The organism is Psychrobacter sp. T6-1 (assembly GCF_052258445.1).
This window is the reverse complement of the sequence record NZ_JBQQFC010000549.1, coordinates 1-1,045: the sequence shown is the minus strand read 5'-3', so window position 1 is coordinate 1,045 and position 1,045 is coordinate 1. Positions and strand designations below refer to the sequence as shown.

Below are 1,045 nucleotides of genomic sequence, written 5' to 3'. Positions count from 1 at the left end.
ATGCTGGGTTTGAGGAGCATCTATTAGATAACCCTGACAACCTAGATAGTTTAGAGTCCATCAATGAAGACCTTGCCCGCTTAGGCATTACAGAGATGGATCTGGCGACCGTACATCAACTGGTTGATTATATCGAAGACCACATTATTGATGATGACATGATTGATGCGCTAAACGCGCTAATAGATGACGCTGAGTAGGTTTACCTTAGAGTAACTTTTACGCTCTAGACAGTCATAGTTACCCTTGCTACTATGTGCACATCGTGGGTTTAACAGGTTTGCGCCGCTATAAATACGGACAATCCTTGCAACTTCCAGCACGATACAAAACAATTCTGGTAAAGCGCATGAGCCTGTACTCCGACATCCTCATTTGTGCCTAATTTTATTATTTTGCCGGAGTCATAGGATAAGGTATCACCTATCATGAACCACAGCACTTCTCACGCCAAATACACACGCCAATATCGTTCGCGTCATCCTCTTGCAGAGTATGCGATCAGTCAAATAGAGACACTTGAGCTACGCGCGCAGGACATCATAAAAGCCATGGGTTATCCTACCAAACATACCTTGCCAGCGTGCGAGCGCCTGCGTCATGTGTTGTCCAATCAATACCTTGGGCTTGACGGTAGTTATAGGGACGGATACTTTACTGCCGATGCGTTTTTAGCTAAGCTGTTCACAGTACTCGAGATGCCCTATGAGCTGTTCGCCGAGGATACCGCGCAGATCAAATATGAATTAAACCCCAACTTACACGCCTTGCCCAAATACAGCTTGCGAGATGACATTAATATTCAATTTGATAATACCAAACTGCTGCTCGATGCGACTAATGACTATAAATTTACTGTCCAGCAAAAAAAGACCGATAGCGCCTAGTGTTTAAGCGGTTGCTCTGTTGACGGTTAAATGTAGTCCTAACAAAAGCCTCGCTACCCAGTGAGGTTTTTTGCTATCAACTGGGTTACCTAACGTTTTATCCAATCCCAAATAGCGTTCTATTCGCATAATTTAAAATTCATATTAAAAGAAAAAAA

1 protein-coding gene and 1 pseudogene are annotated in these 1,045 nt (G+C 43.2%); both read left to right on the top strand.

What is annotated here, in order from left to right; translation table 11 throughout:
- A pseudogene (locus tag ACTXGO_RS14500) lies at positions 1 to 200 on the top strand (hypothetical protein); the annotation flags it as partial.
- Positions 201 to 428: 228 nt separating this feature from the next.
- On the top strand, positions 429 to 887 hold the full coding sequence (locus ACTXGO_RS14495) for a hypothetical protein (RefSeq protein WP_443575014.1): 459 nt from the start codon (positions 429 to 431) through the stop codon (positions 885 to 887).
- Positions 888 to 1,045: the final 158 nt, after the last annotated feature.

Bases quoted from the DNA above. Each gene is read 5' to 3' on its own strand.
- ACTXGO_RS14495 (WP_443575014.1), top strand. From the start codon at position 429: ATGAACCACAGCACTTCTCACGCCAAATACACACGCCAATATCGTTCG.